Here is a 23,049-nt window from a genome sequence, read left to right as displayed (position 1 = left end):
CTGCAGGGGGGCATTACGGGGTGATGATCACTTTCCGGCAATCTGCGCCTTGGTGTAGAACCCGTCCTGTTCCAGCAGGTCGATGTTGTCCTTGGTCAACGGCGTCGGAGTGAGCAGGATGGTGTCGACTTTTTTGCTGCCGTTGTCGTACTGCGAGCTGTAGGCGGGTTTCTCGTTACGCGCCAGTTGCACCGAGAGCTTGGCGGCTTCGGAGGCGATGAGTTTCAGCGGCTTGTACACGGTCATGGTTTGAGTGCCGGCGATCACTCGCTTGACCGCTGCGAGGTCCGCGTCCTGCCCCGAAATTGGCACCTTGCCGGCCAGTTGCTGAGCGGCCAGGGCCTGGATGGCGCCGCCTGCCGTAGCGTCGTTGGAGGCGACGATGCCGTCGATTTTGTTGGCGTTGCGGGTCAAGGCGTTTTCAACAATGCTCAGCGCTTCGATAGGGTTCCACTCCTTCACCCATTGTTGGCCGACGATCTTGATATCACCCTTGTCGATGGCCGGTTGCAGCACTTTCATCTGACCTTCGCGCAGGACTTTTGCGTTGTTGTCGGTAGGCGCACCACCGAGCAGAAAGTAATTGCCCTTGGGCGCTGCGTGCAGCACGCCGCTGGCCTGCATCTCACCGACCTTTTCGTTATCGAAGGAAATGTAGGCGTCGATATCCGCGTTGAGTATCAGACGGTCATAGGACACGACCTTGATTCCGGCTTTCTTCGCTTCGGCCACTGCATTGGTCAGGACCGTGGCGTTGAACGGCACGATGACGATGACATCGACGCCACGGGAAATGAGGTTTTCGATTTGCGAAATCTGCTTTTGCTCGTTGGCATCGGCCGACTGTACGAAGACTTTGGCGTCCATTTTCTCCGCCGCCGCAACGAAGTAATCGCGGTCACGTGACCAGCGTTCCAGCCGCAGATCATCAATGGAGAAACCGATTTTCGGGTGGGTAGCATCGGCCATCACCGGCAGAGACAGCAGAGCCAGGGCGCTGGCAAATAGCGCGCGTTTTACGTTCTTCATGGTGGTGCGTCCTTTTATTTTTGTTTGAAAGACACGGCCTGACGATGAGTATCGGGCTGGTAGAACTGTAGAGAATCTGCAGACGCAGAGGACACAGATTTGTCGTGCGAATGTCACAGCGTTGTTGCGCCCGCAGACTCCGTTGGCGATCAGCGATAGATAAACCGGTTGACGAGGTTTTCGAGCATCTCCTGCCTGCCGCTGACGGCCTGCGGATTCAGCTCGTTGGCGAATGCGTGTTCGGCCAATGACTGGAGGTTGAACTCGCCCGCCAGCACCGCCTGCCCGAACGGCTGCTGCCAGCTGGCGTAGCGTTGATCCTTGAGCAGCTGGAGCTGGTCGTTCTGCACCATGGCGGCTGCCCGCTCCAAGGACAGGGCGAGGACGTCCATTGCGCCGACGTGACCATGGAACAGATCGATCTCATCGAGGCTCTGGCGGCGGACCTTGGAGTCGAAGTTGAACCCGCCATTCTTGAACCCGCCGGCCTTGAGAATTTCATAGGTGACTAAGGTCATTTCTTCGACGCTGTTGGGGAATTGATCGGTGTCCCAGCCGTTTTGCGGATCACCGCGGTTGGCGTCGATGCTGCCGAAAATCCCCAGCGAGACGGCCGTCGCAACCTCGTGATGAAAGCTATGACCGGCCAGGGTCGCGTGGTTGGCCTCGATGTTGACCTTGATTTCCTTTTCCAGGCCGAACTGCTGGAGAAAGCCAAACACGGTGGCGCTGTCGTAATCGTATTGGTGCTTGGTCGGCTCCTGCGGCTTGGGTTCGATCAGCAGGTCGCCTTTGAAACCGATCTTGTGCTTGTGCTCGACCACCATGCGCATGAAGCGGCCCAGTTGTTCGCGTTCACGTTTCAAGTCGGTGTTGAGCAGGGTTTCGTAGCCTTCGCGACCGCCCCACAACACGTAGTTGGACCCTTTCAGGCGTTGGGTCGCGTTCATGGCGCTGAATACCTGGGCAGCGGCGCAGGCGAACACTTCGGGGTCAGGGTTGCTGGCGGCGCCTGCGGCAAAGCGCGGGTTGCTGAAGCAGTTGGCAGTTCCCCACAGCAGCTTGATCCCGGTTTCTTCCTGGTGTCGCTCCAGATGATCAATCATTTGCGCGAAGTGGTTGCGGTACTCCTTCAGTGAATTGCCTTCCGGGGCAACATCCGTGTCGTGGAAGCAGTAATAGTCGATACCCAATTTGGAGAAGAACTCGAACGCGGCTGCCGCCTTGCCAATGGCCAGCTCCATCGGGTCGCCGGCGTGTTGCCACGGGCGCTTGAAAGTACCTGCACCGAACACATCCGAACCCGGCCAGACGAAGGTGTGCCAATAACAGGCGGCCATGCGCAGGTGTTCGCGCATGGGTTTGCCGAGGATGATTTTGTCGGCGTCGTAGTGACGGAAGGCGAGGGGAGAATCGCTGGCAGGGCCTTCGTAGCGGATCCGGTCGACATCGGGGAAGTACGGCATTGGCAATGTCCTTGTTGTTCTTGGGCGTGTCTCGATACTAACAACGGCCCCATGCCTGCTGATTATGAAAATCACCAACAGCGGGTGCGATTTTGCGTATTGAGATTCGCCGTCTGCACGCCTAGTCTGTGCAAACCGCCTCCGTGACAAGGGGCTCGGAACAAGCCTGAAAACAATGAAAACCGTACCGCCTGTTCACCGCATCGCACTGTTGTTCAACGGGAGCAAGATCTATGACCGCGGCATCATCAGCGGCATCGGCAACTACCTGAGCAGCACCCGCGCGTCCTGGGACCTGTTCCTGGAAGAGGACTTTCTCTGTCGGTTGAAAGGGATCGAGCGCTGGCAAGGTGATGGAATCATTGCCGACTTCGACGATCCGCTGATTGGCGAGGCGCTGGCCGATATCAAGTTGCCCGTGGTGGCGGTGGGTGGTTCTTATCAGGATGAACGGGCCTATCCCAAAGGGATCCCGTACGTCGCTACCGACAATAACGCACTGATCACACTGGCTTACGCGCACTTGATCGAGGCAGGGCTGCAGCGTTTTGCCTGCTTCAGCCTGCCTGAAGCGCAGGCAAATCGTTGGGCTCAGGAGCGGGAAAAATCCTTTCGACGACTGATGCAACGTGACGGCTTGCACGCCGAGGTCTATCGCGGCATGGGTACCAGCGCACCGCTCTGGGACAGCGCCGTCGAACAACTGATCGCCTGGCTCCAGAGCCTGCCCAAGCCCATTGGCATCATCGCCGTCAGTGACGCCCGCGCCCGGCAGTTGCTGCAAGCCTGCCTGACCGCCGGAATCGCCGTACCGGAGCAGGTGGCGTTGATCGGCATCGACAACGACCCCCTGACACGCTGCCTGACCCGGGTCCCCCTGAGCTCGGTCATCCAGGGCACCGAAACCATGGGCCGCACCGCCGCGCAACTGCTGCACCAGATGCTGCACGGCAAGCCGTCCACGGGCACGCACATCCTGATCCCGCCTGATGCGATCAACGTGCAGGTGTCGAGTTTGCACCAACCTTTGGGCAACCCCTACGTCATGCAAGCGCTGCTGTTTATCCGCCAGTATGCCTGCCAGGGCATCAAGACGGCGCAAGTGGCGGCTTATGTTGGCGTGTCGCGCTCATCGCTGGAGTCGCACTTTCGCACTGTGCGAGGCTGCAGCGTGCACGACGAGATTCTGCGCTTCAAACTGGCGGCCGCCACCAGCGGCCTGGAAAATACTGACACAGCGATTGCGGACGTTGCCCGTAATTGCGGTTTCAAATCCGCTCAATATCTACACACGGTGTTCCGTCGCGAGTTTGGATGTACGCCCCGTGAATACCAGCAGGGCGCGAGATAACGATGCGGGGGTGCAATTGGTCGATTGTTGTGTGGTGCGAAGGGCTGGTTTCGACTGTGGATTCAACCGGTCGATGCATCGAAATGCACCGGATTGTAGTCGCGGAGATCTGCGCAAAGCGCTGGATGTCTTCCTGCGAGAAGCAGCGGGAGAGGGTGAAGCTATCGCCTGTCTGGAGCCCTTCGGCTGCACGCTGTCTGAAGCTTTTCATTGAAGGGCCTTCTCCTTCGACTAAAAAGAATGCTCGGTCCCTGGAAAGTCGCCTGCTTGCACATCGCCGGCGAAGTCGCGCGTGGCCCCGAGCAGCACGCCTCGCAGGTCGGCATATTGCTTGACGAACCTGGGCAGAGGTCCGGTGCGCAATCCCGCCATGTCCTGCCACACCAATACTTGAGCGTCACAACCGTTGCCAGCACCGATGCCGACGGCCGGATCGGGCCACAACACCATTTTTGTCGATGACAAAGACCCGCTTCGTCAGGGCTTTCAACTGGCTTGATCGGTCGCATAATGGTGCTAGGGCTTTTTGCGCTTCTACAGTTAGCATTAGGCTTTATCTATGCAGTAACCGAGTGGGTCGAACATTGATCGAACGACGTCAATTCAGCGGAGGCATGAAGGGGAAAAATCTCCGCTATCTGAATGAAAACCCTGATGAGCCTGCTCGTATGACCCGGGCAGGCTTTGTACTGCTCGAGCATTTTTCGCTGCCTGCGTTCACCCAGGCACTGGACACCATTGTCACCGCGAATCTTCTACGACCCAGGTTGTTCTCTTCGCGAACGTTCGGCTTGAACGACGGCGAGGTCATCAGCGATCTGGGCCTGGTCATCCGGCCGGATGCACGTCTGGATGCTTCAGCCATTCACGACCTGGATCTGCTGGTGATTTGTGGCGGCTACAGGACAGAGCTCAAGGCTGATGATGAGTTCATCAGCCTGTTGCGAATGGCGGCGAACCAGGGTATCTGCCTGGCCGGGTTGTGGAATGGCGCATGGTTTCTGGGCAGCGCAGGTTTGCTCGATGGGTATCGTTGCGCCATTCACCCCGAACATCGCCCCGCACTCGCGGAAATCTCCAAGGCGACGCAAGTCACCAGTGAACCCTACGTCATTGATCGCGACCGCCTCACCGCGTCCAGCCCCTCGGGGGCATTTCATATGGCGCTGGACTGGATCAAGGGCCTGCACGATAAAGCCCTCGTCGAGGGGATCGAGGACATTCTGGCGTTCGAGGAGTCTCGCTATCGGCGCATCAAACCGGCTGAAAATATCTGTGTGAGCGCGCCCTTGCGCGAGGTGGTCAAGCTGATGGACGCCAACCTCGAAGAGCCTCTGGAGCTGGAGCAACTGGCGGCCTATGCCGGTCGTTCCCGGCGGCAACTGGAACGCTTGTTCAAGGAGCAACTCGGTACAACGCCGCAGCGGTATTACATGGAACTGCGGATCACCGAAGCACGGCGACTGCTCCAGCACACAGAACTGTCCCAGGTCGACGTGTTGGTGGCTTGTGGCTTCGTGTCGCCAAGCCATTTCAGCAAGTGCTATAGCTCGTACTTCGGGTACAGACCTTCCAAGGAAAAGCGGCTCGTTAAGTAAGGACTTTCTTGCGAGTCTGCGTACCTGGCTTCCGGCCCGATTGCTGCCCCGTCCCGCAGGGCAGCCATCGATCGGCTTTTGACGCTATTTGTAATGCTGCTCAAACATCGCCACCTGATCCGGCGTGATCAGCTGAAAGGGTACCCAGACATCCGCTTCGACCGGCTCGCCCTTGATCATCTTGATGGCCGCTTGTACCGCGCTGATCGCCTGGGCCTTGGGGTCTTGAAAGACGGAGGCGACCAGCATCCCGCGCTTGATCGCCGCCAGGCCGTCGGGCAGGCCATCAATGCCGACAATCGCAATCTCGCCCTTGGCTTTGCCGGCTTGCTGCAGTGCCATGGCCGCGCCGATGGCCATCTCGTCGTTGTTGGCGACGATGGCATCGAAGCCAGTGCCAGCCAGCAGCCAATTGCTGGTCAAGTCCATCCCTTTGTTGCGCTGCCACTCGGCACTTTGTTGTTCGATGATCTTGATCCCGGGGTAGTCCTTGAGCACCTGTTTGACCCCTTCGGTGCGGTCGTGCGTGGAGTTCTGCGCGAGGTCGCCCATGATGATCGCGATGTTGCCTTTGCCCCCCAGCTTGTCGGCCAGGTAGCGCATTTGCAGTTGCCCGGCCTCGATGTCATTGGACGCCACCGTGACCACGCCTTTGGGTAGCACGCGTTCGTCCGGGTGGCGGTTGACGTAGACCAGCGGAATCTTCGCCTCGACGGCTGCGCGGGTCATGTTGGCGGTGGCGGCGGTGTCCACGGGCAGGACGATGACGGCATCCACCTTCTGGCCAAGAAAACCCTGAACCTGATTGAGCTGGCGAACCACATCGCCCTGGGCATCCTCGAACTGGATCTGTACGTTCTCCTTCGTGGCAGCGTTTTCCAGGCCGCTGCGTACATAGGTCATGAAGTTGTCGTCAACCCTGGCAATGCTGACGCCGATGCGATAGTCGGCGGCGGCCCATTGGCTGACGAGCAATAACAGCGTGGCAAATAGAAGTGTGCAGCGACGCATGATGGTTTTCCTTTTGTTGTTATGAGAGATCCAAAACGTAGGGGCTGGTTACGCTGTAGCAGCTGTCGAGCCCCAGCGAGGCTGCGTTCGGCTGCGCAGCAGTCGTCAAACCAGAAGTCGCGGTGCGTCAGGCACACCGCGTCAGCCGGATTCACGACGGCTTCGCCGTCGAACGCAGCCTCGCAGGCTCGGCAGCTGCTACAAAGAGAGCGACATTTCAATCAAGCGTGAAGGCTTGCCGAAAACGCTCAAGTGCCGCTTCGCTGTCGCCGCTGGCCCAGCCCTCGAGCCCGACGACCCCGGTGTATCCCATGCCGAACAAGGCCTTGGCAATGGCCGGATAATGGATTTCACCGGTGCCGGGCTCCATGCGGCCGGGGACATCGGCCACCTGGATTTCGCCGATGGCGTTGCCGGCGCGCTGGATCAGTTCGATCAGGTTTCCTTCGCCGATCTGGGCGTGATAAAGGTCCAGGTTCATCTTCAAATGCGGGCTACCCACGGCCTCGATCAGCGCCAGGGTATCGTCGGCGCGAGCGAAGGGCGTGCCGGGGTGGTCCACTTCGGTATTGAGGTTTTCCAGCAAGAACACTCGGCCCGCGTCTTCGCCCAGGCGAGCGATTTTTTCCAGGGTCTTGCAGGCGCTCAACCACATGCGTCCGGTGGTGTGGGCCACGGGTTTGACCGGCAAGCCTTTATCGCCCAAGCCAGTGCCATGCAGGTTGAGGCTCGGGCAATTCAGTTGTGCGGCGACGGCCAGCGATTCCCGTGCGCTGTCGAGCAGGTGCTGGATGCCTTCGGGGTCGGTCAGGTTGCCCGAGATGTAGCCGGTCATGGAGGTGAAGTCAGCGCCGGTGGCGACCAGGGCCGGAATGTCTTTCTTCGTCCAGTCCCAGAGTTCGGCGCTGAAGCCCAACGCGTGAATGCGTTTGACGCGTTCGGTGAACGGCAGGTCGAGGAACACCATCTCGGCACTGATCGCCAGTTTGAACGGGATGAAACTCATGAACGGGCTCCTTGCACGCGCACTGCTTTGCCCTGTTGGACGGACTCGATACACGCGCGGGCAATGGTCAGTGCCGCTCGGGCATCTTCACCGCTGGCCAGTGGTTTTTCACCGGTGCGCAGGCAGTCGACAAAGTGATTGAGCTCGGCCACATAGGCATCCCGCAACAGGTCGGTGTCCATGCGTTGGGTGTCGGCCTGGATGCCATTGGCCAAGTAGCGCACCAGGTCTGAGTCACTGACGCTGCCCATGCTCAGCATGCCGGCACTGCCGAACACTTCCCCTCGAACATCGTAGCCATAAACGGCCTGGAAATTGGCCTCGGCCGTGGCGATGGCGCCGTTGTCGAAACGGATCGTGACCACGGCGGTGTCCAGAAACCCTTTGCTCTTGTAGTCCGGTGCAATCAGCGCATCGGCCATGACATAAACTTCGACCGCTTCGGCCCCGGGATTGAGGTAGCGCAGGGTATCGAAGTCATGGATCAGGGTTTCGAGAAAAATCACCCACTGCGGCGAAGCGGCCGGATTGTTCAGCGCCGGATCGCGGGTCAGTGAGCGCAGCAGTTGCGGCGTACCAATACGGCCGGCGACCACGTCCAGATGGGCGGTGCGGAAGCTTTTGGCAAAACGACGATTGAAGCCAACCTGCAGCGGCACGCGGGCATCGGCGGCTGCGGCGATGGCGCGGTCGGCCTCGTCGAGGGTAATGGCCATGGGTTTTTCACAAAACACACCTTTGCCGGACCGGGCCGCACTGATCACCAGTTCGGCATGGCTGCGGGCGGGGGCGGCGATCAGGACGCCGTCAATTTCCGGGTCATCGAGCAGTTGCTGTGGATCGGTATAGACCTTCTGCACCCCCAACTCTGCCGCCAACCGAGCGGCCTGGCCGGGGGTAGGGTCGGCGATGGCGGCCAGGCAGGCGCCGGGGATGTGCCGGGCGGCCGTCTGGCCGTGAAAACTACCCATGCGGCCGGCGCCGATGAGGCCCAGGCGGATGATCTTGGACGTACTCATGAATTGACTCCCTTTTATTGTTGTTCAGTAACTCGGCCGCAGGAATGTCCTCGGCTGGCATAAGCCTTTGAGCAAGCGCTGTGCCAGTATTTAAGTCATTGATATTCAAAGGGTTAATCAATATTTTTTGAAAGAAGTGTTCATTCTCAGGACATGTCTACACTGACATGTCAAAAACATGAACATGGAAGCGGATGTCGATGATGGTCAACCCACAGGTAACAGCCTTCAGCGCGCAAGACCTCGATTACATCACCGCTCTCGGCCCCGCGTCGTTGAACGAAGGCTCGATCGCCGCGCTGGAACAGGCCTGGCTGGCGTGTCTGAACGGGCGCACCGATCGACCTGCCGGGGTCAGGCAGGTGATTTGGGATTCCTGGCGGCGCAGCGTCGGCACCGGCCTCGATCCTGAGGATGGCGAATATCGATTTGTTGCTCCTGCCGTTCTGGCCGCGACGCTGGCGGCCAATCGCACGTTGATTGCAGCGGCGGCGCAGGTCATGGGGGGATTGCTGGCCTACAACCCCAGGGGCCATATCAACCTGACCGATGCTCAAGGCACGACCCTGTATTTCTGTGGTCTGGACCTCACACCGGTGGGCAGCCGATTGCTGGAGTCGGTGCAGGGCACCAACTGCACGGGGCTGGCGCTTGCCGAAGATCGCTTGGTGTATGTGCTGGCCGAGGAAAACTTCGCCAGCGGCTTGCGTCGACGGCGCATGCACTGCGCCGCCGCGCCGATCAGGGATGCGCAGGGCAGGACGCTCGCCATGCTGACCCTGACCGCTGAGCCGGGCTGGTTTCATTTCCATACGCTGGGCACCGTCCAGGCCGCGGCCGAAGCGGTCTCGCGGCAGATGGCGCTGCAGAGCCTGCTGGAAGAACAACAAACCGTGCTTGAAGTGCTCAACGAGGGACTGGTGGTACTGGATGAGCAGGGCTGCATCAAGGCGCTCAACCGTTATGCCCGGCAATTGTTCCGCGTGGGCCAGGATCTGCTCGGCACCCCGTTCCGTCGTCTGGGGCAAAGCGAACTGACCGATAAGATTCTGCTGCATGGCGGGGAAGGGCTGCGAGATCTGGATTGCACGTTTGAACTGCATGATCGCAGCCATTTGGCGTGTCTGGTGTCGGTGTGCCCGCTGGAGCAGGGTGGGCGGATTGTTTCGTTGCGTGAGAACCGGCGCATCCGCGAAATTACGCGCCGGGTCATCGGCACTCAAGCCAGCTACACCTTCGAGACCATTCAAGGTAATTCGCGAGCGATACAAGACGCCTTGCGCCTGGGACGGATCGCCAGTCGCAGTGAATCGACCACGCTGATTCTGGGTGAGAGCGGTACCGGCAAGGAGCTGTTCGCCCAGGCGATCCATAACGCCAGCGAGCGTTGCGACGGTCCTTTCGTGGCGGTCAATTGCGGAGCCATTCCGCGCGATCTGGTGCAAAGCGAACTGTTTGGTCATGTCGAGGGTGCCTTCACCGGATCGGCCCGTGGCGGATCTGCCGGGAAGTTTGAGTTGGCCGATGGCGGAACGATCTTCCTCGACGAAATCGGTGACATGTCTTTCGATGCCCAGGTCAGTCTGCTACGGGTCTTGCAGGAAGGCGAGGTGACGCGCGTGGGGGCGAAAAAATCGCAGCAGGTGGATGTGCGCATCATCGCCGCCACCCACCGCAACCTGAGCCAGGCGGTGGCCGATGGCGCTTTCCGTGAGGATCTTTACTACCGGCTCAACGTCCTGAATCTGACGGTTCCGCCGCTGCGGATGCGCCGGGAAGATGTGCCCTTGCTGGCGCGACATTTTCTCGGTCGTTGCGCGCGGTCATTGCGCAAATCGGTGCAGGGCATCTCGCCAGAGGCGCTGGATATTCTTTCGGCCTACAGCTGGCCGGGTAATGTTAGGGAGCTTGAAAACACCATCGAGCGCGCAACCAATCTGGCGATGACCGAGATGATCCAGCCGGGTGATCTGCCACTTGAAATCAAGCAAAGGCTGCGGCCATCGGTGCCGGGAAGTGTGCCCGAACCCCGGGCTGCGCTGGACCTTGGCACCCATGAAATGAACGCGATCATCGCCGCCCTCAGGGATGCCCGAGGCAACATCCGCCTGGCCGCCCGGCAACTGAACGTTTCTCGTGGCGGGCTGTACAACAAGATGAATCGGTTCGGGCTGAGTGCCGATGCTTTTCGTGCGAGCACCGACCTCTGATGGGTAATGCTGTTCACTTAAGCCGTAATGCGATCTGTAGCAGCTGCCGAGCTTGCGAGGCTGCGTTCGGCTGCGCAGCAGTCGTAAAGCCAGAACTCGCGGTGTGTCAGGCATACCGCGTCAGCTGGATTCACGACTGCTGCGCAGCCGAACGCAGCCTCGACAGCTGCTACCAGCGAACGCAGCCTCGAGCGTTCTCTGAGGTAATGATCTGCAACGGGATATGCACCCGATGCCGGAGCGGATCGAAGTCCGGCGTGGTCTGTAACTCGACCAGCAAGTCGACCAGCGCGGCCGCCAGCAATCGCGGCTGGGAGTCGATGACCAAGTCGATCAACCCTTGATCCAGGGCTTGTCGCGACAGCTCGGTCGACTCCTGCAGGATGCAACACAGCGACGGCCGTTTCGGCAACTGTGACAGGGCCCGGATGATGCCGTCGCCGCCACCGCCGACCACGCACAGCCCCCGCAAATCGGCATGGCGGGCGATGAGTTCCAGCGTCGCCTCTTCGGTGACATCGCAGTTGTCCAGGTTGATCACCGCTTCGAGTAGCCGCAACCCCGGTGCGCGCTCCGCCAGGTAACTGCGCAGCCCCTCGACCCGAGCCTGATGACCAAGAAAACGATGGCCGCCGAGCAATACGCCGACGCTGCCTTTGCGTGCACCGCAGGTGTGAGCCAGCAGCCAACCCATGGTGCGCCCGACCTCATGATTATCCTGACCGATGTAAGGTTCTTCTGCCGCCTCATGGATGTCCGACAGCAGGGCGATCACCGGCACGCCTGCGGCTCTGATCTGCGCGATGGCGGCATTGATCTGCGGGTGAGCGAAGCTGACCACCGCCAGGCCATCACACTGCACGGCCAGTTGTTCGATCTGGGCAATGATCGCGCTGGGTGTGCGATCGAAGACGTATTCGAACTGGCAGCTCAGGTTGGCCCCGGCCTGACGCTGCGCTGCCTCGGTGATGGCGGCGGCAACGTTGGCATAGAACGCCTGGGCGGTACCGAGCAACAGGATGCCGAAACGATAGCTGGGGCGACGTTCGCGAATGCGCTGGCCGATCAGCCGGGCGGCGAAATAACCGACGGCTTCGGCGGCCTGGAACACCTGCTCGGCGGTGGCTGGGCTGACCGGAGCCCGGGCGTTGAGCACCCGGTCCACGGTGGCGACACTCAAGCGAGCGTGCTCGGCAACGGTGGCGATGGTGGGGCGTTTCTTGTTGTTCATGCTGGGCCCTTGAGTCGCTTTGATAGAAAACTATCAAGCTGCAATGGGCCTGGATGATAGCTTGATAGGGAATGTATTCAAGGGATTGAGGGTGGTTTGTGCGCTCTCTATATTTTCTCCAGCGATGCCATCCCGCATCGAAAGCAAGTGCTTAAACCTTCAAGCTTGCGGAGAACAATAAAATGCCCGAACACAACGCAGCCTTTGAAAAAAACGATAAACCCGTGCCAAGGGATTATCGATTGACCGGTCCCGAAGCCGCCCGAGCGGCGCAAAAAGGTTTGGTATCGGCAACGTGGTACCAATCGCCTATCTCCCGTAAACGCATGAAAGAATTGATGCAGCGTCGCGATGGCCCGGCCCTGCGTGATACCGCCATCTGGCTGTCGGCGATGGCTGTGACCGGCTTCGGTGGCTACTGGTTCTGGGGCTCCTGGGCCTGCGTTCCGTTCTTCTTCGTCTATGGGCTGCTCTATGGCACCGCGTCCAATGCCCGTTGGCACGAAACGGGTCACGGTACGGCGTTCAAGACCCGCTGGATGAATGATGCGGTCTACCAGCTGTCGAGCTTCATGTTCATGTTTGAACCCCAGGTCTGGCGCTGGAGCCATGCGCGGCATCACACCGACACCATCATCGTTGGTCGCGATCCGGAAATCGTCGAGCCGCGTCCACCGAGTCTGATCATGATGGTGCTGAGCCTGTTCAGAATGCCTTACGCGTTGAAGACGATGGGGTCAGTTTGCCGGCATGCGGTAGGGCGCATGGGTGAAGAAGAGCAGACCTTCATCCCCGAATCCGAATGGCCCAAAGTGGCGCGAGACGCACGCGTCTGGCTGGTCATCTATGGGCTTACCGTGGGCACTGCGCTGTATCTGCAGAGCTGGTTGCCGCTGATGTTGATCGGTCTTCCGACTCTCTATGGCGGTTGGTTGTCTTACCTGTTCGGCCTTTCGCAGCATGTCGGCCTGGCGGAGGACGTACTCGATCACCGCAGCAACTGCCGCACGATTTACATGAACCGACTGCTGCGTTTCCTGTACCTCGACATGAACTATCACCTGGAACATCACATGTATCCGATGGTGCCTTTTCATGCACTGGCGCAGCTTCACGAAGAGATCCGCCACGACTGCCCGCCGCCTTACGGCAGCCTGTCCGAGGCCTTCAAGGAAATCATCCCGACTATCTGGAGGCAGCGCAAAGACCCGAGCCATTTCGTCTGTCGTCCTTTGCCACAACGCGCAGCATCGGCCGCCGCCGTCCAGGCAGAGCCTGAAGTAACGCCGGCCTGACACCTTCCTGTCTGTACCACTACCAGAGAAAACGCCATGACCGATCAATGGATCGATGTATGTGCCGTGGGCGATATCGATGATGAAGATGTCATCCGTTTTGACCATGGCCAACACACCTATGCCATCTACCGCTCCGCCGACAGCGAGTTTTTCGCCACCGCGGGCCAGTGTACCCACGAGTCCATTCACCTGGCCGATGGCCTGGTGATGGAGCACGTCATCGAGTGCCCCAAGCACAACGGGCGTTTCGACTACCGCTCCGGCAAAGCCCTCGGCGCACCGGTGTGCGTCAACCTCAAGACCTATGAGGTCCGGGTCGAGGCGGGGCGTGTCCTGCTGGCCATCACGGTTTAACTGCATGGAGTCTGTGCCATGAGTCTTGCCAATGCTCCACTGGTCATCGTCGGCGCCGGGCATGCCGGTGGTCGCGCGGCCCTGACCCTGCGCGACGAAGGTTATAGCGGTCGCCTGATCCTGATAGGTGACGAGTTTCACCCGCCCTATGAACGTCCGCCGCTGTCCAAAGGGTTGCTGCAAGGCACGGTCGATCTGGCGGGTTACAGCCTGTGCGATAGCGCTCGGCTCGCTGAACTGGACATCGAACACCTGGCCGGCAACCCGGTAAAAGGCCTGGACCCGCAACGGCATCGTCTGCAATTGGCCGACGGCAGCTGGCTGCATTACACCCGATTGTTGCTGGCGACGGGAGGGCGTTCGCGCAGACTCGCTTCGGTGCCCGAGCATCTGCGCAATGTGCTTTATCTACGCACCCATGACGAGGCGTTGGCCCTGCGCGCTTCGTTGCAGCCCAACACTCGGCTGGTGATCATCGGTGGCGGCTTCATCGGCCTCGAAGTTGCGGCGACCGCCCGAGCCTTGGGCTGCACGGTGACCTTGCTCGAAGCGGGACCGCGCCTGGCGGGGCGGGTGTTGCCGGAACGGTTGTCCAGCGTTCTGTTGGAACTGCATCGCAGCCAGGGCGTGGACGTGCGGTTGAACGTGGCCATTGAGGCAGCGCAGGGCACTACTCATGTTGAATCCGTGCAACTGGTCGACGGCCAACTGCTGCCCTGTGACCTGGTGGTGGTGGGCATCGGCATGCAACCCAACACCGAATTGGCCTTGGCCGCCGGGCTTGAGGTCGGTCAGGGCATCCGTGTCGATGCGCAACTGCGCACCAGCGCGCCGGACATCTTTGCGGCGGGGGATGTCTGTGAATTCCGGCTGCACCCGCAAGGGGCTTTCCAGCGACAGGAAACCTGGCGCAACGCCGAGAACCAGGGCCGTCACGCCGCCCTGAATCTATTGGGCGGCGAGCTACCCTTCGAGGTCATTCCCGGTTTCTGGTCCGATCAATACGACTGGGGATTGCAGACCGTGGGTGTAATCGCAAACACAGAACCCACGGCGAGCCGGACAACCCCGGGTGGCGGTTTCCTGTTGTTCTACCTCGATGCCGAACAACGTCTGCAAGGCGCTTGCGGCTGGGGCCAGGGCAATAGCATCGCCAAGGACATCAAGTTATGCGAACGACTGATCGCTTCGCATAACTCCCTCTCGGTAGAGGCCCTGGCCGACGCCGAGGTATCGCTCAAACAACTGCTGAGGAACTGACATGCGCGAATTCCTGGTCTTCCAGTCCCTTTGGGCCATGCAAGATCACCGTGGCCAATGCGAGCTTGCGCTGGAAGCGCAACTGGAGAAAATCGCCGCCGCCGGTTTCGACGGAATCACTGACCATTTCTGGGTGGCGAACCATGCCGCACGCTTGCATGCCGCCGCCAAGGCGCAGGGCCTGCAAATCGAAGGTCAGGTGTTCCCCCGCACCGTGGATGATCTGGCGGCAGCGATCGACGTCGCGTCCCGCTACGGCTGCCACCATCTCACGCTGCAAGCCGACGTCCGGCCGCACACGCTGGCGCAAGCCATCCAGTTGATCGAGGGGTGGCAGCGACTGTCCGAGCAGGTGGACTTTCCGATCCTGCTGGAAACCCACCGTTATCGCCTCACCAGTGACCTGTTGTTCACCCTCGACATTCTCGCGCAAATGCCCGATCTCAAACTGTTGGCCGACTTGTCCCACTATGTCGTGGGCCGCGAACTGCCAGAACCGGCTACGGCCGAGGACGACGAACAGATCCAGACCATCCTGCGCAATAGTTGGGGGTTTCACGGCCGTGTCGCCAACAGCGAACAGGTCCAGGTGCCTTTGAGTTTCGCCCAGCATCGACCCTGGCTGGAGCGTTTCCTGGGCTGGTGGCGCTATGGGATCGAGGACTGGCTGGCCCGACCGGACACGCCCACCAGCCTGTCCTTCACCTGTGAACTCGGCCCGCCACCCTATGCCATCACCGGGGCTGACGGACGCGACATCACTGATCGCTGGGCCGAGGCGTTGATGCTTAAGGAGTTGATGCGTCAGGTTTGGAGTGACTGCCGGGGGCGACCTCGCGATGGCCTCTGATTGAGGCAGCGGCATATCAGGGGCACTATATTTTGCGGATCATCCGCCGGGTTGAGGTCGCCGGCGCAGCATAAGCGTTTTCAAGTCGATATCCTCGGCCATCGCCTTGTTGCCGGCATCGCCGGGATGCAAGTGGTCGCCGGAGTCGATAGTCGGCAGTAAGCGACTTGGGTGTTCAGGGTCGCGGGTCATGAAATCAAAGTCGATCACGGCATCGAATGCGTGGCTGGTCCGTATCCAGTCATTAATGACCTGGCGCAGTTGTTCTTTCTCGGCGCTGTGATAATTCTTCACGATCGTTCCGTCCAGGGCGCCTTCGACCGGCATCAGGGTTGTTCCAATGATGCGAATGTTGTTCAGGCGCGCTTGATCGATCAGTTGCCGATAGCCCGCAATCAACTGTTCCTTGGCTGGCAGGCGTTCGTTCGGAGCGAAGGAGGAGCCCGGCCAACTGATGTCATTGATGCCGAGCATCACAATCACCGTTTTTACTCCGGGCTTGCCCAGCACATCGCGCTTGAAACGCGCCAGTGCGCTGACACCCATGCCATCTTCGAGCAGGCGAGCCCCGGATATCCCGGCGTTGAGCACCGCGAGGCTCTGCGCGGCCAAGCGTTGAGCGAGGAAGTCCGGCCAGCGTCGATTGCTGTCCAGGGTCGAGCCATTGCCATCGGTAATCGAGTCGCCGAGCACCACCAGGGCACGGGCGTCGGCCGGTGCATCCACCAGGATGTCGCTGAGAAACAGCCGCGCCTCCACCCGCTCGCTGCCTTCCAGTCGCTGAGCGTCGATGTGTTTGCCAGGGGTGATAAACGCGGTTTGTTTGCCATCCCAATGGAACGTCGTCAACGGCGTGTGCTGCGGCAGATAAAGAGAAATCGCAAGCTCACTGAGTGCCGGCACTGCCAGATCTATCGGATCACTGATCCGCGTTTCACCCGCTGCGAGGGTGACCTGTTCCTGATCGTTGAACTTCAGGCTGTGCCCGGAGCCTGCGCGAATCTGATCGACGCCCTCAACGAAGGCGATACGCGCGGCACCGATGACCAGCGGTTGCTTGCCATACTCGTTGGAAATCACCACCCGTACCCGGCTTCCGCCGCTGCTGATGCGCACTCTCTGGTGAAGGGTGCTGTCGGTCAGCGCTTCAGGAATTCGCGTGGGCAGTGGCAGTTCGTTGCCCCAGGTGGGTTGAGGGCTAGCCATCCAGGTGGTGACCCAATTTTCCGCCGCCATGACAGGGCTCGCGGCAAGCAGGGCGGTCAAGGCGAGAGGCAACGGTATTCTTGAGTGAAGGGCTTTCATTCAGGTGTCTCCTTGAGGGTAATGGATCAAGAAGGCCAGATTGGTCTATTCAAAATACGTGTGGTAGAAGGGGGAACTGCATACAGCCCATTCCAGAATCGAATGCCTATGGACAGTCTTAAAGCGATGCACTGTTTTGTCCGCGCCATTGAGCTCGGAAGCCTGTCATCTGCCGCGCGTGAGTTAGGCAGCACTCAGCCCACCGTCAGCAAACTGGTCGCGGCCCTGGAAAAGCAATTGGGAGCCCGCCTGCTGATTCGTGGCACTACCGGGTTGACGCCTACCGAACAGGGAAAGCGTTTCTACGAGCGTGCCAAAGGCGTGCTGGAAGAGTACGGCGAGGCCGTTGCGGATGTGCGTGGTCTGACCGAACGCCCCGAAGGTTTTCTGCGCGTCAACGTTCCGGTCAGCCTCGGTGTGTTGCGGTTGAATGCGTTGCTGTTGTCGTTCATGGAGCAGTACCCGGCTATTGAAGTTGAACTGATCCTCAATGATCGTTTCGTCGACCTCACTGAGGAAAACGTCGACCTGGCCCTGCGCCTGGGGGGCAGCCTGCCACCGAACGCCGTCGCCCGACGCATAGCGACTTCACCGCGCTATCTGGTGGCTGCACCGGAGTACCTGCGCAACCATTCCCCATTGAAAAGCCCGGCAGACCTGAGCGAACACAACTTCCTGCGTTTTGCGTGGTTGACCGCGGGCGACCGTCTGGAGCTCAACGGCCCCCATGGTGAGCAGGTCAGTGTCACGACTCAGGGGCGCTATCGAACCAACAGTTCATTGGCCATTCGCGACGGTCTTCTGCAGGGCGCGGGGCTGTGTATCACGCCGGCCTGGCTGGTCAGCGACCTGCTTGAAAGCGGGCAGTTGGTCCGGGTGCTGCCCGACTGGAGCGGCCCACCGAACGACGCTTTTCTGATCTATCCCGAACGCCGCTACCGCCCGCTGCGCACGCGTTTATTGATGCAGTATCTGGCCGAACGGGTAGGGCAGTTGCCTGGTTTCTTGCCTTGACGGAGCACCCTTGATTTGACGAGTATTTGGTTGTGCTATACAACTAAATGCACATTTTGTTCGAGGTGCTTGCCGTGACCCATGCCCAGTCAGACCTGATCAACCAAGTCCGTTCAGCGTCGCGCCTCATGGTGCGCGAGTTGGGGTTCATGCAAGCCACGCTGGCGGCGACGGACTATTCGCCTTCGTTTGTTCACACGATCGTGGAGATTGGGGATCGGGGTTCGCTGACGGCGGGAGAGCTTGTGGAGCTCCTCGGCCTGGAAAAATCCACCGTGAGCCGGATGGTGCGCAAGCTCATTGAGGCCGGTGAGATCGAAGAAATTCCACACGAGGAGGATGCGCGCTCCAAGAAGCTGCGACTCACGGTGCGGGGCAAGAAAACCCTGCGAGCCATTGATTCGTTCGCCAGGCAACAGGTGGACGCTGCCTTGGTTTATCTGACGAATGAGCAACAACAGGCGGTGAGTGAGGGCATCGCCAACTATGCCAGCGCCCTGCAAGCCCATCGACTCGGTACAGCGCCGCAGCCCCCCGCGCAGCTGGATATCGCTCGGGGCTATCGGCCCGGAATCATCGGCCGCATGGTGCAAATGCATGCTGACTACTACGCAAGGCATTCGAATTTCGGCCAGCCGTTCGAAAGCCTGGTTGCATCGGACATGGCGGAGTTGATGGGGCGTTTGCACAATCCACGCAACGAAGTCTGGGTGGCTCTGGATGGCGAGCGAATTGTCGGTTCCATCGCGATCGACGGTGAAGGCGAGGGCGGCGAAGCGATTCTGCGCTGTTTCATTCTGGATGACTCGGCGCGAGGCAAGGGCGCAGGCAAACGCTTGCTGGCTGAAGCCATGAAATTCTGTGACGAACAGGGCTTTTGCGCGACGCGGTTGTGGACGTTCAAAGGCCTGGATGTGGCTCGCAAACTGTATGAAGACTTTGGCTTCAAGTTGGAACAGGAGCAGGAGGGCCAGCAGTGGGGCGCAACGGTTATCGAACAGTGTTTTGTCCGACCTGGCCCGGTTGCTGGGCCGCTAAATGGAGTTGGCGATACGCATCCACCAATTGAGCTTGCGTGAATGCGCGATTTCGCCCGCTGGGATTGGGCAGGACCCAGACCGAGGCATCACCAAAAGTCTTTGACTGAAGCCCCCACGCAATTTCCCGTTGACCGGACAACGCGCTGTACGCAGCTTTGCCGAGAAACGCCACAAAGCGTGGCGCATAGTGTGCGATCTTTTGTTCAAAATCCGCGGCGGCAGCGGTGAACTCATGCACGGACAGCTGATCCGCTCGCGCTGTAGGCCGTTCAACCACTGCGGTTAATCCACATTGATATTGCAAGATCGTCCGGTCGTTTTCCGGGTGCACCTCTGTAGGCGTAAAACCGGCTAGATGGAGTGTGCGCCAGAAGCGATTGCCTCGACCCGCAAAATGATGGCCCAGGGCGGCGGCAGTCACGCCCGGATTAATGCCGCAAAAAATCACCGCAAGCCGTTCGGTGAGAATGTCTTCGAGTCCTTCACTCACCCTACACCTCACACACCGCAAATCACGTTGACCGCATTGCGGGCAAGCTCCGTCAATTCCGCGCGGGATTTGCCCGCCCGCGCCCGTATCGAAATGCTATGCAACAGGGATGACGCGAGTACGGCGAGGGCGGCTGGGTCGACATCGTCTTTCAACTCACCGGCGCTGACTGCCGCGCGCAGACGTGTTTCCAGATCGGCATCGAGCCGGCTGAGCCGGTCCGCAAGAACCTCTCGTATTGCAGAATCCTCGACGGCTTCGGTCGTCGCCGTGCCGATCGCAAAGCAGCCACGCGGTTGCCCCTCGCCCGAGAAGTAGATCGACAACTGCCCCTCATAGAAGCCCATTAGCGCCTGCTCCAAGGTCAGGTCTTTGTCCGTAAGCGCCTCCTGCATGGCAGCGGAGGCAGACTCCCAATACTGCTCGAGCGCCTTGATGTAGAGCGCGTGCTTGTCACCGAATGCCGCATAAAGGCTTGGGCGATTCATGCCGGCCGCGGTGGCGATGCTGTCCAGGGAAGCGCCGGAATATCCGGTGCTCCAAAAAACCCCAAGTGCCTGTTGCAGCGCTGTCTGCGGGTCATATGCGCGGGGGCGGCCTCGGCCTTTGCCCTCTGTAATCTTTTTTTGTGCCATGTCGTACAAAATCCTTGTGTGGGGATGAGCTGCTCTATATTCTTACACCATCGCACAAAATTAAGGAACCAGAAGTTCCTGAACGTCAGGTTTGTTGTAGCTGAGCTCGAACTGGGTGTTGCGGCGACGAAACCGGTGCGGCGGAGCGATCCTCCCTGACCGTGCACGGGTTTGCTTTCTCACAGCAATTTTTGCCATCAGGGCCGCAGGCGATTCTCGCAGGTGCTGGCCCGATTTCCCGGTTAAAGGTGTATTCGATCATGACTAAACAGTTCGACATCCCGGCTACGCAGACCTTCGAGCACGCAAGGCCTGACGCGCCCATCAAAAAACCGTTCAAGCAGAAATTGCGGCCATTGCTGATCGTGGGTTTGCCGGTGCTCTTCGCAGCGCTGGGCTATGCCCGCTATCAAGCAGGCGAGGCGTTCATTTCGACCGATAACGCCTACGCCCGAGTGGCGAAGGCGTCGATCAACGCGCGTATTTCCGGACAAGTCGTCGAAATCGCCGTCGAGGACAACCAACCGGTTCACAAAGGCCAGATGCTGTTTCGGATCGACCCGAAACCGTTTCAGATCGCGGTTGACCGTGCGCAAGCGCAGCTGAGCGTGGCGCGGCTGCGCATCGATGGGCTCAAGGCCGGTTACCGCCAGCAGCAGGCTGAACTGCAATCGGCCAAAGAGTCGGCCGATTTCGATCAGCGCGAGTTTGCCCGCAAAAAAGCGCTGGTCGCTACCGAGTTTGTCTCGCGGGCGATTTACGAGCGCGCCGACACCGACCTTAAAGTGGCCCGGCAACGCATCGCGTCGATCGAGCAACAGATCGCCAGCACGGTTGTCGCGTTGAACGGTAATCCGGACATCGAAGCCGATAACCACCCGACGGTTCGTGAGGCGAGGGCGCAGCTGGATGAGGCGCAGCTCTACCTCTCATATACGACGGTATATGCGCCGGACGATGGCATCGTGGCCAAGGTCGACGATCTGCAGGTAGGCAACTACGTCAGCAACGGTGCGCCGGCCTTTGCGCTGCTGTCCGATCGGCAGATTTGGGTCGAGGCCAACTTCCGCGAAACGCAGGTGACCCACATGCGTCCAGGCCAGGAAGCAACCATCAGCATCGATACCTATCCCGATCACGTTTTCAAAGCCCACGTGACCAGCATGAGCCCCGGTGCCGGATCGGACTTCGCCTTGCTGCCGCCTGAAAATGCGACCGGCAACTGGGTCAAGGTTGTCCAGCGGGTACCGGTGCGCCTTGAACTCGACGAGGCCGACCCTGCGTTTCCGCTTTTTTCGGGCACCAGCGCCACGGTCAAGGTCGATACCGGGTATCACACGCCATGGTGGCATCCGCTCAAGGCGCTGTTGACCGCAGGTAACTTCTGATGAACGCCAACCTTGCCAGACCTCAAGGTGCGGGAACATTGAGGTTCGCCGCGCTGCTCGCGACCTATATGCAGTCGGCGAACCTGCCGTTGCCGAATGCGGTACTCAGGTTTATCCAAGGCAGTCTGTCGATGACTGACGACCAGGCAGGCTGGGTATTCACCTCATACCTCGCGGCGAGCGCCATCACCATGCCGGTTGCGCAGTGGCTGGCCGGGCGTTATGGCTTGAAGCGGGTTTATCAGGCCGCGTTAGCCTTCTTCGTTCTTGGCTTGCTGCTCGCCACAGTTGCGACGACTCCGCTGGAGTTCGTCGGTGCGCGAATTATTCAAGGCTTGGCGAGTGGCGTGCTGGCGCCGCTGTCGATGGCGATTTCAATGGAGACGTTGCCTCTGGAGAAGCGTGCGAAATTTGGCGCGACGTGGACGGCAATCGTGCTCTTGGGCATCGTCAGCGGCCCGAGCATCGGTGGTTGGGTCAGCGAGCATTTTGGCTGGCGCCCGATCTTCTACATCAGCCTTCCGTTGTCGGCATTCATCTTCCTGGTGATGGCGCTTTTGCTTGCCGAGAAGAAGGCCGAGCAACGTCCGTCGTTCGATTTCTTCGGCTTCGGCAGCTTCACGCTGGCGTTGATCAGCCTGCAAATGTTGGTCGACCGCGGCGAACGCCTGGACTGGTTTGCCTCGACCGAAATCTGGCTGGAGGCGGCGGGCTGCGCGTTGGGGCTGTATCTGTTCGCCGTGCATCTGTTGAGCAAGAAGGTGCATTTCCTCAACAAGCGTCTGTTCAAGGACCGCAACTTCGTACTGTCGACGATTATCTTTTTCGCCGTGGGTTTCGTGCTGTTGTCGACCATGGCACTGACGTCGCCGATGCTGGACGAGATCCTCGGCTATCCGCCTGATACGACAGGTTCGCTGACGATACCGCGTGGTGTGGGGCTGGTAGGGGCTTTCCTGCTGATGGGCCGTGTTCCCGAGCGTTTCGACCGTCGGTTGTTCGTGGCGATTGGCGTGGCCGTGGTGATTTACGCCAACTGGCTGATGCTCGGTTATTCGCCGTTGATGGACTGGTCGCCGGTGGCGATTGCCGGGGCGATCCAGGGGATTGGCATCGGCATCTTGATGCCGTCGCTCACCAAGATCGCGTTCAGCACGCTCGATCCCAAGTTACGCCCTGAAGGCACCGGTTTTTTCAATCTGTCGCGTGTTTACGGGAGCACCCTCGGCGTTGCGATCGTGCAGATTTTCTTCTTCAACAATACGCAAGCGATGCACCTGGCACTGGTCAGCCATCTGACGCCTTATCGCGCCGCTGCGCATGCCGCGCCGATGTCCCTGCAAGCACTGGCGGGGCTCAACGAAATGATCACCGGCCAGGCGGCTTTCATCGCGGTGATCGACCAATTCAAGCTGTTGATGGTGGCGATGCTGGTGGTCAGTCCACTGGTTGTCTTTCTTCGCAAGCCCGTTCCGACCAACTAGTTTTCGTGGA

20 protein-coding genes and 2 pseudogenes are annotated in these 23,049 nt (G+C 59.8%); 11 read left to right on the top strand and 11 right to left on the bottom strand.

Features of this window, described 5'->3' with window-relative positions; all coding sequences use genetic code 11:
• Positions 1-27: 27 nt before the first annotated feature.
• Both xylF and xylA read right to left on the bottom strand, forming a co-directional pair.
• Entirely contained in the window at positions 28-1,029 is a 1,002-nt protein-coding gene (xylF, locus tag JUI81_RS07550; RefSeq protein WP_204124029.1) for a D-xylose ABC transporter substrate-binding protein, read from the bottom strand.
• Positions 1,030-1,178: 149 nt separating this feature from the next.
• A complete protein-coding gene (gene xylA, locus JUI81_RS07545; RefSeq protein WP_204124028.1) occupies positions 1,179-2,495 on the bottom strand; it encodes a xylose isomerase in 1,317 nt (438 codons plus the stop codon).
• 175 nt (positions 2,496-2,670) lie between these two features.
• Here xylA and JUI81_RS07540 point away from each other — a divergent pair, with 175 nt between their 5' ends.
• Positions 2,671-3,846 (top strand): XylR family transcriptional regulator, encoded by a 1,176-nt coding sequence (locus JUI81_RS07540; protein ID WP_028941371.1) that lies wholly within the window; start codon positions 2,671-2,673, stop codon positions 3,844-3,846.
• 77 nt (positions 3,847-3,923) lie between these two features.
• Here the strand turns inward: JUI81_RS07540 and JUI81_RS31770 are convergent.
• Positions 3,924-4,057 (bottom strand): annotated as a pseudogene (locus JUI81_RS31770) (acyl dehydratase); the annotation flags it as partial.
• 20 nt (positions 4,058-4,077) lie between these two features.
• Positions 4,078-4,278 (bottom strand): annotated as a pseudogene (locus JUI81_RS07535) (3-methyl-2-oxobutanoate hydroxymethyltransferase); the annotation flags it as partial.
• Between the two features lie 182 nt (positions 4,279-4,460).
• Between JUI81_RS07535 and JUI81_RS07530 the strand changes: the two are divergent.
• Positions 4,461-5,444: a GlxA family transcriptional regulator gene (locus JUI81_RS07530; RefSeq protein WP_028941382.1), complete on the top strand. Its 984-nt coding sequence runs from the start codon at positions 4,461-4,463 to the stop codon at positions 5,442-5,444.
• Between the two features lie 84 nt (positions 5,445-5,528).
• Here the strand turns inward: JUI81_RS07530 and JUI81_RS07525 are convergent, their stop codons facing one another.
• The 3 genes from JUI81_RS07525 to JUI81_RS07515 all read right to left on the bottom strand — a co-directional run bounded on the left by JUI81_RS07525 (position 5,529) and on the right by JUI81_RS07515 (position 8,480).
• On the bottom strand, positions 5,529-6,455 hold the full coding sequence (locus JUI81_RS07525; RefSeq protein WP_204124027.1) for a sugar ABC transporter substrate-binding protein: 927 nt from the start codon (positions 6,453-6,455) through the stop codon (positions 5,529-5,531).
• Positions 6,456-6,672: 217 nt separating this feature from the next.
• A complete protein-coding gene (locus JUI81_RS07520; protein WP_019580226.1) occupies positions 6,673-7,461 on the bottom strand; it encodes a TIM barrel protein in 789 nt (262 codons plus the stop codon).
• Positions 7,458-8,480, bottom strand: a complete 1,023-nt coding sequence (locus JUI81_RS07515) for a Gfo/Idh/MocA family oxidoreductase (RefSeq protein WP_204124026.1) — start codon at positions 8,478-8,480, stop codon at positions 7,458-7,460. The genes JUI81_RS07520 and JUI81_RS07515 overlap by 4 nt, the downstream gene beginning before the upstream one ends.
• Positions 8,481-8,674: 194 nt before the next feature.
• Between JUI81_RS07515 and JUI81_RS07510 the strand changes: the two genes are divergently transcribed.
• The gene (locus tag JUI81_RS07510) at positions 8,675-10,690 is read left to right on the top strand and encodes a sigma-54-dependent Fis family transcriptional regulator (protein ID WP_019580228.1); all 2,016 of its coding nucleotides are present in this window, start codon (positions 8,675-8,677) and stop codon (positions 10,688-10,690) included.
• 169 nt (positions 10,691-10,859) lie between these two features.
• Here the strand turns inward: JUI81_RS07510 and JUI81_RS07505 are convergent, their stop codons facing one another.
• Entirely contained in the window at positions 10,860-11,921 is a 1,062-nt protein-coding gene (locus tag JUI81_RS07505) for a substrate-binding domain-containing protein (RefSeq protein WP_019580229.1), read from the bottom strand.
• 182 nt (positions 11,922-12,103) lie between these two features.
• Between JUI81_RS07505 and JUI81_RS07500 the strand changes: the two genes are divergently transcribed.
• Genes JUI81_RS07500 through JUI81_RS07485 form a run of 4 tightly spaced genes read left to right on the top strand, consistent with a single transcriptional unit; the run spans position 12,104 to position 15,683 of the window.
• On the top strand, positions 12,104-13,216 hold the full coding sequence (locus JUI81_RS07500) for a fatty acid desaturase family protein (protein WP_026331795.1): 1,113 nt from the start codon (positions 12,104-12,106) through the stop codon (positions 13,214-13,216).
• Between the two features lie 36 nt (positions 13,217-13,252).
• The gene (locus JUI81_RS07495; RefSeq protein WP_096479981.1) at positions 13,253-13,573 is read left to right on the top strand and encodes a MocE family 2Fe-2S type ferredoxin; all 321 of its coding nucleotides are present in this window, start codon (positions 13,253-13,255) and stop codon (positions 13,571-13,573) included.
• Positions 13,574-13,591: 18 nt separating this feature from the next.
• Positions 13,592-14,833 (top strand): NAD(P)/FAD-dependent oxidoreductase, encoded by a 1,242-nt coding sequence (locus tag JUI81_RS07490; protein WP_204124025.1) that lies wholly within the window; start codon positions 13,592-13,594, stop codon positions 14,831-14,833.
• A 1-nt stretch (position 14,834) separates the two neighbouring features.
• Positions 14,835-15,683, top strand: a complete 849-nt coding sequence (locus JUI81_RS07485; protein WP_204124024.1) for a sugar phosphate isomerase/epimerase — start codon at positions 14,835-14,837, stop codon at positions 15,681-15,683.
• Positions 15,684-15,722: 39 nt separating this feature from the next.
• On the opposite strand, the gene JUI81_RS07480 is transcribed toward JUI81_RS07485, so the two are convergent.
• Entirely contained in the window at positions 15,723-16,988 is a 1,266-nt protein-coding gene (locus JUI81_RS07480) for an SGNH/GDSL hydrolase family protein (protein WP_204124023.1), read from the bottom strand.
• A gap of 108 nt (positions 16,989-17,096) precedes the next feature.
• Between JUI81_RS07480 and JUI81_RS07475 the strand changes: the two genes are divergently transcribed.
• Both JUI81_RS07475 and JUI81_RS07470 read left to right on the top strand, forming a co-directional pair.
• Positions 17,097-18,002 carry a LysR family transcriptional regulator gene (locus tag JUI81_RS07475; RefSeq protein WP_204124022.1) on the top strand — a complete coding sequence of 302 codons (906 nt, stop codon included), beginning with the start codon at positions 17,097-17,099 and terminating at the stop codon, positions 18,000-18,002.
• A 47-nt stretch (positions 18,003-18,049) separates the two neighbouring features.
• Positions 18,050-19,081, top strand: coding sequence for a helix-turn-helix domain-containing GNAT family N-acetyltransferase (locus JUI81_RS07470; protein WP_019580236.1), 1,032 nt, complete (start codon positions 18,050-18,052; stop codon positions 19,079-19,081).
• Here JUI81_RS07470 and mug read toward each other — a convergent pair.
• Together mug and JUI81_RS07460 are read right to left on the bottom strand one after the other, a co-directional pair.
• A complete protein-coding gene (gene mug / locus JUI81_RS07465; RefSeq protein WP_081625743.1) occupies positions 18,993-19,532 on the bottom strand; it encodes a G/U mismatch-specific DNA glycosylase in 540 nt (179 codons plus the stop codon). The genes JUI81_RS07470 and mug overlap by 89 nt on opposite strands.
• Positions 19,533-19,540: 8 nt before the next feature.
• Positions 19,541-20,167: a TetR/AcrR family transcriptional regulator gene (locus JUI81_RS07460; protein ID WP_019580237.1), complete on the bottom strand. Its 627-nt coding sequence runs from the start codon at positions 20,165-20,167 to the stop codon at positions 19,541-19,543.
• Between the two features lie 260 nt (positions 20,168-20,427).
• On the opposite strand from JUI81_RS07460, the gene JUI81_RS07455 reads away from it, so the two are divergent.
• Together JUI81_RS07455 and JUI81_RS07450 are read left to right on the top strand one after the other, a co-directional pair.
• Complete coding sequence (locus JUI81_RS07455) at positions 20,428-21,555, top strand: HlyD family secretion protein (RefSeq protein ID WP_019580238.1); 1,128 nt, start codon at positions 20,428-20,430, stop codon at positions 21,553-21,555.
• Complete coding sequence (locus JUI81_RS07450; protein ID WP_204124021.1) at positions 21,555-23,039, top strand: DHA2 family efflux MFS transporter permease subunit; 1,485 nt, start codon at positions 21,555-21,557, stop codon at positions 23,037-23,039. The genes JUI81_RS07455 and JUI81_RS07450 overlap by 1 nt, the downstream gene beginning before the upstream one ends.
• Positions 23,040-23,049 lie beyond the last annotated feature (10 nt).

This window comes from Pseudomonas sp. 008, from assembly GCF_016861935.1.
Lineage (GTDB): Bacteria > Pseudomonadota > Gammaproteobacteria > Pseudomonadales > Pseudomonadaceae > Aquipseudomonas.
The sequence above is the reverse complement of the archived record's forward strand: the minus strand, read 5'-3'. Positions and strand labels throughout refer to the sequence as shown.

What these genes read in the sequence shown, in the direction of transcription:
- xylF (WP_204124029.1), bottom strand. Translation starts at nt 1,029, where the DNA reads ATGAAGAACGTAAAACGCGCGCTATTTGCCAGCGCCCTGGCTCTGCTG.
- xylA (WP_204124028.1), bottom strand. Translation starts at nt 2,495, where the DNA reads ATGCCGTACTTCCCCGATGTCGACCGGATCCGCTACGAAGGCCCTGCC.
- JUI81_RS07540 (WP_028941371.1), top strand. Translation starts at nt 2,671, where the DNA reads ATGAAAACCGTACCGCCTGTTCACCGCATCGCACTGTTGTTCAACGGG.
- JUI81_RS07530 (WP_028941382.1), top strand. Translation starts at nt 4,461, where the DNA reads ATGAAGGGGAAAAATCTCCGCTATCTGAATGAAAACCCTGATGAGCCT.
- JUI81_RS07525 (WP_204124027.1), bottom strand. Translation starts at nt 6,455, where the DNA reads ATGCGTCGCTGCACACTTCTATTTGCCACGCTGTTATTGCTCGTCAGC.
- JUI81_RS07520 (WP_019580226.1), bottom strand. Translation starts at nt 7,461, where the DNA reads ATGAGTTTCATCCCGTTCAAACTGGCGATCAGTGCCGAGATGGTGTTC.
- JUI81_RS07515 (WP_204124026.1), bottom strand. Translation starts at nt 8,480, where the DNA reads ATGAGTACGTCCAAGATCATCCGCCTGGGCCTCATCGGCGCCGGCCGC.
- JUI81_RS07510 (WP_019580228.1), top strand. Translation starts at nt 8,675, where the DNA reads ATGTCGATGATGGTCAACCCACAGGTAACAGCCTTCAGCGCGCAAGAC.
- JUI81_RS07505 (WP_019580229.1), bottom strand. Translation starts at nt 11,921, where the DNA reads ATGAACAACAAGAAACGCCCCACCATCGCCACCGTTGCCGAGCACGCT.
- JUI81_RS07500 (WP_026331795.1), top strand. Translation starts at nt 12,104, where the DNA reads ATGCCCGAACACAACGCAGCCTTTGAAAAAAACGATAAACCCGTGCCA.
- JUI81_RS07495 (WP_096479981.1), top strand. Translation starts at nt 13,253, where the DNA reads ATGACCGATCAATGGATCGATGTATGTGCCGTGGGCGATATCGATGAT.
- JUI81_RS07490 (WP_204124025.1), top strand. Translation starts at nt 13,592, where the DNA reads ATGAGTCTTGCCAATGCTCCACTGGTCATCGTCGGCGCCGGGCATGCC.
- JUI81_RS07485 (WP_204124024.1), top strand. Translation starts at nt 14,835, where the DNA reads ATGCGCGAATTCCTGGTCTTCCAGTCCCTTTGGGCCATGCAAGATCAC.
- JUI81_RS07480 (WP_204124023.1), bottom strand. Translation starts at nt 16,988, where the DNA reads ATGAAAGCCCTTCACTCAAGAATACCGTTGCCTCTCGCCTTGACCGCC.
- JUI81_RS07475 (WP_204124022.1), top strand. Translation starts at nt 17,097, where the DNA reads ATGGACAGTCTTAAAGCGATGCACTGTTTTGTCCGCGCCATTGAGCTC.
- JUI81_RS07470 (WP_019580236.1), top strand. Translation starts at nt 18,050, where the DNA reads ATGCACATTTTGTTCGAGGTGCTTGCCGTGACCCATGCCCAGTCAGAC.
- JUI81_RS07460 (WP_019580237.1), bottom strand. Translation starts at nt 20,167, where the DNA reads ATGGCACAAAAAAAGATTACAGAGGGCAAAGGCCGAGGCCGCCCCCGC.
- JUI81_RS07455 (WP_019580238.1), top strand. Translation starts at nt 20,428, where the DNA reads ATGACTAAACAGTTCGACATCCCGGCTACGCAGACCTTCGAGCACGCA.
- JUI81_RS07450 (WP_204124021.1), top strand. Translation starts at nt 21,555, where the DNA reads ATGAACGCCAACCTTGCCAGACCTCAAGGTGCGGGAACATTGAGGTTC.